Raw genomic sequence first — 6,730 nt, forward strand, 5'->3', positions numbered from 1 at the left:
GCGCCGCGGGCCCGCGCCGGCCCACCGGCCCTGGCGCCGGCCGTCGGGCCCCGGGCCCGCGCCCGCGCCCGCGCTCATCGCTTCCCCAGGAACGCGACGGCCGCACCGACCAGGAGCGCTGCGGCGGCCGTGGTGGCGCGGTTGAACATGTGCGGCAGGTCCCGGGTGGTCACCACCGGGTCCGGCGGCAGGCCGTAGACCTCCGGCTCGTCGAGCAGCAGGAAGAACGCTCCCGCCCCGCCCACGCCGTCGAGGGGGTCGTCGCCGTAGAGCCGCGCCTCCTCCACGCCGTCCTCGTGGAGGTCCGCGACCCGGGCGCGGGCCCGCTCGCGCAGCTCGTCCAGGTCGCCGAACTGGATGGAGTCGGTGGGGCAGGCCTTGGCGCAGGCGGGTTCCATCCCGGCGCCGAGCCGGTCGTAGCACAGGGTGCACTTCTGGGCGATGCCGACGTTGCGGGCGCCGGCGGGGCCCTTGCGGCGTTCGATGACGCCGTAGGGGCAGGCCGGCACGCAGTAGCCGCAGCCGTTGCAGATGTCGGGCTGGACGACGACGGTGCCGAACTCGGTGCGCAGCAGGGAACCGGTGGGGCACACGTCCAGGCAGGCGGCGTGCGTGCAGTGCTTGCACACGTCGGAGGACATCAGCCACCGGAAGTCCGGCCGCTCGGCGGCGCCCGCCTCGGCCGGCCCGGCGCCGGTCACGCCCGCCTCGCCCCCCGCGCCCGCGACGCTCGGGCCCGCGGCCGTCTGCTGCCCGCCCGGCGGCCCCACCGTCGGCATGCCGAGGTCCACCCGGGGGCGCCCGCCGGCCGGCTGCTCGACGAAGGCGACGTGCCGCCACGTGTTCGCGCCCAGCGCGCCGGTGTTGTCGTAGGACATCCCCAGCAGGTCGAAGCCCTCGTCGGGCACGAGGTTCCACTCCTTGCAGGCCACCTCGCACGCCTTGCAGCCGATGCACACGCTGGTGTCGGTGAAGAAGCCCTTGCGCGCCGGCGGGTCGGCGTAGCCGGCCTCCTTGGCCGGGTCGATCGGCCCGAACAGGCTGTGCCTAGCCATCTGCGTCCTCCTGCGCCTCGGCGCCCCGGGCGGTGACGAAGGGCGCGTAGTGCTCCCCAGCCACCCCGGCCCGCCGCCGGTAGTCCTCCACGTAGGCCAGCAGCGCCGGGCCGGTGGGCCGGCGCCCGGGTCGCACGTCGCACGTGCCGGCCTTGGTCTCCTGGATGAGCACGTTGGGGTCCAGGGTGATGCCGAACAGGTCGTTGGCCGAGTCGCCGCGGACCACGCCGCTGCCGCCCCAGTGGTAGGGCAGCCAGACCTGGTGCACGGTGCGGCCCTCCACCCGCAGCGGGCGGAGCCGGTCGGTCACGAGCACCCGGCCCTCCACGGCCGCCCGGGCGGTGACCACGTGGCACCACCCCAGGTGCTCCAGCCCCCGCTCGGCGGCGAGCTCCGGGGAGACCTCGACGAACATCTCCGGCTGCAGCTCGGCCAGGTACGGCAGGAACCGGCTCATCCCGCCGGCGGTGTGGTGCTCGGTCAGGCGGCTGGTGGTGAAGACGTACGGGAAGACCTCCCCGCGCTCCAGCGGCGGGCTGGGGTTGAGCGGGTTGACCGTGCGGCGGTACTCGATGCGGGTGGGGTTGGCCTGCTGGCCGTACAGCGGGTTGGCGAAGGGCGACTCCACCGGCTCGTAGTGGGTGGGCAGCGGCCCGTCGACCAGGCCCTGGGGGACGTACAGGGCACCCTTGCCGTCGCCCTGCATGATGAACGGGTCGACGCCGGACAGGCCCTCCACCCCGGCGGCGCCCTCCGGCGGCCGGTAGGACGGCGCCTTGGTCGCCTCGATGTCGGGCACGTCGTGCCCGGTCCACCGCCCGGCCTGCTCGTCCCACCACACGTAGGCCTTGCGCTCGCTCCACGGCCGCCCGTCGGGGTCGGCGGAGGCGCGGTTGTACAGGATGCGCCGGTTGGCCGGCCACACCCAGCCCCACTCCGGGGCCACCCAGGACTGCTCGGCGCCGGGCTTGCGGCGGGCGGCCTGGTTCACGCCGTCGGCGAAGACGCCGGTGTAGATCCAGCACCCGCCCACGGTGGACCCGTCGGCCCGCATCTCGGTGTAGGACGACAGCGGGCGGCGGGTGGCCGTCTCGTAGCCGTTGATCTCCATGAGCACGGCCTCGGCGCTCGGCTCCGCCGTCGGGCCCTGCGTGGGGTAGTCCCAGGCCAGGTCGCGCAGCGGGCGGTCCTTGGGGTCGGGGGACGCGGCGAGCTTCTCCCGCACCAGGCGGCCGAGGTGGAAGAAGAACCACAGCTCCGAGCGGCGGTCCCCGGTGGGGTCGACGGCCTTCTCGCGCCACTGCAGCATGCGCTGGGTCTGGGTGAAGGTGCCCTCCTTCTCCACGTGGGAGGCGGCCGGCATGAGGAAGACCTCGGTGGCGCACTCCTCGGGCACGATCTCCCCGGTGGCGACCTCCGGGGAGTCCTTCCAGAACGTCGCGCTCTCGATCTCGTACAGGTCGCGCACCACGAGCCAGTCGAGCTGGGCCATGCCCAGGCGCTGGGCGCGCCCGTGCGCCGACCCGACCGCGGGGTTCTGCCCGAGCAGGAAGTACCCCTTGACCTTGCCGTCGATCATGTCCAGCACGGTGCGATAGGTGCCGTGGTCGCCGGTCATGCGGGGGATGTAGTCGTAGCAGTAGTCGTTCTCCGCCGTCGCCGCCTCGCCCCAGTAGGCCTTGAGGAGGCTGACGGCGTAGGCGTCGGCGTGGCTCCAGTACCCCTTGGCGCCGGGGTGGCGCACGCTGTCCACCCAGGACTGGAAGTCGGGGTGGTCGACGGCCTCCGGCATGGGTAGGTAGCCGGGCAGCAGGTTGAACAGCGTGGGGATGTCCGTGGAGCCCTGGATGCTCGCGTGCCCACGCAGGGCCATGATCCCGCCGCCGGGCCGGCCCATGTTGCCCAGCAGCAGCTGGAGGATGGCCCCGGTGCGGATGTACTGGGCGCCCACGCTGTGCTGGGTCCAGCCCACGCTGTAGACCAGCGCCGTCGTCCGCTCGCGCCCGGAGTTCTCCGCCCAGGCGCGCGCCACCTCGAGGAACTGCTCGCGGGGCACCCCGCAGGCCTCCTCGACGAGCTCGGGGGTGTAGCGGGCGAAGTGCCGCTTGAGCACCTGGTAGACGCACCGTGGGTGCTGGAGCGTCTCGTCGCGCGGGGGCTGGCCGTGCACCTGCACCCCGTGGGTCTCGTGCTGCATCGCGCTGGCCGTGGCGCGCTGGCGGGTGCTGCCCATCTCGTCCGGCGCGGCGTCCTCGTCGCCGGAGTACTGCCAGCTGCGGGTGTGGTACGTGCGGGACTCGGGGTCGAAGCCGGAGAAGAGCCCGTCGAGGTCCTCGGGGTCGGCGTACTCCTCGCTGAGGATGGTCGCGGCGTTGGTGTAGGCCAGGACGTACTCGCGGAAGTCCAGCTCGTTGCTGAGGACGTGGTTGATGATCGCCCCGAGGAAGACGATGTCGGTGCCCACGCGCAGCGGCACGTAGGTGTCCGCGAGCGCGCTGGTCCGGGTGAAGCGGGGATCGACGTGGATCACCTTCGCGCCCCGGGCCTTGGCCTCCATCACCCACTGGAAGCCCACGGGGTGGGCCTCGGCCATGTTCGAGCCCTGGATGACGACGCAGTCCGCGTTGGCGAGGTCCTGCTGGAAGCCGGTGGCGCCGCCGCGACCGAAGCTGGTCCCCAGACCGGGGACCGTGGCGGAGTGTCAAATACGCGCCTGGTTCTCGATCTGCAACGCGCCGAGCGCCGTGAACAGCTTCTTGATGAGGTAGTTCTCCTCGTTGTCCAGCGTCGCCCCGCCCAGGCTGGCGATGCCCAGGGTGCGGGCGACCCGCCGCCCCTGCTCGTCGCGCTCCTGCCAGGTCTCCTCCCGCGCCCGCACCACGCGCTCGGCGATCATGTCCATGGCGACGTCGAGGTCGAGGTCCTCCCACTCGGTGGCGTACGGGCGCCGGTAGCGCACCGTGCTCAGCCGGGTGGGGCCGGTGACCAGGCTCTTGCTCGCCGAGCCCTTGGGGCACAGCCGGCCGCGGGAGATCGGGCTGTCGGGGTCGCCCTCGATCTGGACGACCTGCTCGTCCTTGACGTAGACCTTCTGGCCGCAGCCGACGGCGCAGTACGGGCACACGCTGCGCGCGACGCGGTCGGCCGTGACCGTGCGGGCGGTGAGCTCTTCCGTGGCGCGGGAGCGGGCGGCCGGGCCGCGGCCGAACACGTCCGGGCCGGTCAGCTGGCGCACCACGGGCCAGCTGAGGAACACCTTCCGACCGTCCATGACCGCTCCCTCCCGTGCCGCCGACCCTAGCGACCGTCGCCGCGCCGCGCGCGCCCTACCGGACCTCGATGGCGTGCTCGCGGGCGGGCACGAGCTCCCCGACCACGGGGTAGCCGGGGATCTCCCCGGCGACGAGCAGCCCGCCGGAGGTCTGGGCGTCGGCGAGCAGGACCAGCTCGTCCTCGCGCACCGCCGAGCGCAGGTGCGGGCGGACCCAGTCGAGGTTGCGCCGGCTGCCGCCCGGGACGTAGCCGTCGGCGAGCGCCTGCCGGGCGCCGTCGACGTAGGGGACGGCGGCGGCGTCGACGACGGCGCTCAGCCCGCTGGCGCGCACGAGCTTGAACAGGTGGCCGAGCAGGCCGAAGCCGGTGACGTCGGTGGCGCAGCGCAGGCCGAGGTCGAGCGCGGCCCGGGAGGCGTCGCGGTTGAGCGTGGTCATCTGGGCCACGGCCTCCTCGAAGCGCTCGCCGGTGGCCTTGTGCCGGTTGTTGAGCACGCCCAGGCCGAGCGGCTTGGTCAGGGTGAGCGGCAGCCCGGCCTCGCCGGCGTCGTTGCGCAGCAGCCGGTCGGCGTCGGCCAGGCCGGTGACCGCCTGGCCGTACTTGGGCTCGGGGTCGTCCACGCTGTGCCCGCCGCCGAGGAAGGCGCCCGCCGCGGCGCACACGTCCGCGCCGCCGCGCAGCACCTCGGCGGCGACGTCGAAGGGGATCTTCTGGCGCGGCCAGGACAGCAGGTTGACCGCGACCAGCGGGGTGCCGCCCATGGCGTAGACGTCCGAGAGGGCGTTCGTGGCGGCGATGCGGCCCCAGTCGTAGGGGTCGTCGACGACGGGGGTGAAGAAGTCGGCGGTGGCGATCACGGCCCGGCCGCCGCTGATGCGCACGGCGGCGGCGTCGTCGCCGTTCTCCAGGCCCACGAGGAGGTCCGCGCCGGCGGGGAGGGCCAGGCCGCCGAGCACCCGCTCGAGCTCGCCGGGCGGGACCTTGCAGGCACAGCCGCCCCCGGCGGCGTACTGCGTCAGGCGGAGGGGCTGTGTCAGCGTCGTCACCCGCGCCAGCCTAGGGACCGCCCCGACACCGGTCCAGAGGGCCGGGCCTCCCCCGGCGCGCCGCGGGAGGCCCGGCACCCGCCCGAGGCGGGACCAGCAGCCAGCCGGACGCTAGGGTGACGGCGGAGGCGTACCTCGTCTGGTGACGGGCGCGGTCCTCAAAACCGTTGTGGTCGAGCAGCTCGGCCAGGCGGGTTCGATTCCCGTCCGCCTCCGCCACTCTCGAGGAGGAGCGCGTGCCCGACCGTCCCGACCGCCGCCGCGCCACCCCGCGCACCGACCGGGTGCTCGCCGACCCGCGGCTGCGCGCGGCCGCGGGCCGCCTGGGCGAGCGGCTCGTCAAGGCGGCGGTCGCCGACGCGCTGGCCCGGTGCCGGGCCGGCGCGGTGCACCCGGACGAGGTCGCCGACGCCGCCGTCGCGGCGCTGCCGGCAGCGGCCACGTCGCTGCGTCGGGTGGTCAACGCCACCGGCGTCGTCGTCCACACGAACCTCGGGCGCGCGCCCCTGTCCCCCGCGGCGGTGACGGCCCTGGAGGTCGCCGCCGGGGCCACCGACGTCGAGCTCGACCTGGCCACCGGGCGCCGCGGCCCGCGCGGGTCGGGGGCGCTGGCGGCGCTGCGGGCGGCCGTCCCGGACGCCGGGGACGTCCACGTGGTCAACAACGGCGCCGCCGCCCTCGCCCTGGCCACCCTCGCCCTGGCCGCGGGGCGCACCGTGGTGGTCGCCCGCGGGGAGATGGTCGAGATCGGCGACGGGTTCCGCATCCCCGAGCTGGTCGAGTCGGTGGGCGCGACGCTGCGCGAGGTCGGCACGACCAACCGGGTGCGCCTGGCGGACTACGACGCGGCGATCGACGACTCGGTGGCCTTCGTGCTCAAGGTGCACCCGTCCAACTTCGTCGTCGAGGGCTTCACGGCCTCGGTGCCCGTCGGCGAGCTGGCCACCCTGCCGGTGCCGGTGGTGGCCGACATCGGCTCGGGCCTGCTCGCCCCGCACCCGCGGCTGCCCGCCGAGCCCGACGCCGCCCGCACGCTGCGCGCCGGGGCGGCCCTCGTCACCGCCTCGGGCGACAAGCTGCTCGGCGGCCCGCAGTGCGGGCTGCTGCTGGGCCGGGCCGACCTCGTCCGCGGCCTGCGCCGCCACCCCTTCGCCCGTGCCCTGCGCGTGGACAAGCTCACCCTGGCCGCGCTGGAGGCCACGCTGACCGGGCCGGTGCCGCCCGTGCCCGCGGCGCTGACGGCGCACCCGGCCGCGCTGCTGGCCCGCGCCGAGGCGCTGGCCGCACGGCTGCGGCCCCTTCCCGCCGCGGCGGTGCCCTCGACGGCGGCGGTGGGCGGCGGCGGCGCGCCCGGGG

Annotated in this window: 4 protein-coding genes and 1 tRNA gene; 2 read left to right on the top strand and 3 right to left on the bottom strand. The window is 75.1% G+C overall.

The window, feature by feature from the left end; all coding sequences use genetic code 11:
• Positions 1 to 74 precede the first annotated feature (74 nt).
• Genes GD970_RS21020 through selD form a run of 3 tightly spaced genes read right to left on the bottom strand, consistent with a single transcriptional unit; the run spans position 75 to position 5,374 of the window.
• Positions 75 to 1,055 (bottom strand): 4Fe-4S dicluster domain-containing protein, encoded by a 981-nt coding sequence (locus tag GD970_RS21020; RefSeq protein ID WP_152204836.1) that lies wholly within the window; start codon positions 1,053 to 1,055, stop codon positions 75 to 77.
• Entirely contained in the window at positions 1,048 to 4,326 is a 3,279-nt protein-coding gene (fdh, locus tag GD970_RS21025) for a formate dehydrogenase (protein WP_193315012.1), read from the bottom strand. Before fdh ends, GD970_RS21020 begins: the two co-directional genes overlap by 8 nt.
• A 55-nt stretch (positions 4,327 to 4,381) precedes the next feature.
• A complete protein-coding gene (gene selD / locus GD970_RS21035; protein ID WP_152204839.1) occupies positions 4,382 to 5,374 on the bottom strand; it encodes a selenide, water dikinase SelD in 993 nt (330 codons plus the stop codon).
• Between the two features lie 124 nt (positions 5,375 to 5,498).
• Between selD and GD970_RS21040 the strand changes: the two genes are divergently transcribed.
• A tRNA-Sec gene (locus tag GD970_RS21040) sits at positions 5,499 to 5,593 on the top strand.
• Positions 5,594 to 5,610: 17 nt separating this feature from the next.
• The coding region (gene selA / locus GD970_RS21045; RefSeq protein WP_152204840.1) for an L-seryl-tRNA(Sec) selenium transferase at positions 5,611 to 6,730 on the top strand (1,120 nt) is incomplete at its 3' end.

Origin of the sequence: Georgenia thermotolerans, assembly GCF_009193185.1 — a bacterium.
Classification (GTDB): Bacteria; Actinomycetota; Actinomycetes; order Actinomycetales; family Actinomycetaceae; genus Georgenia; species Georgenia thermotolerans.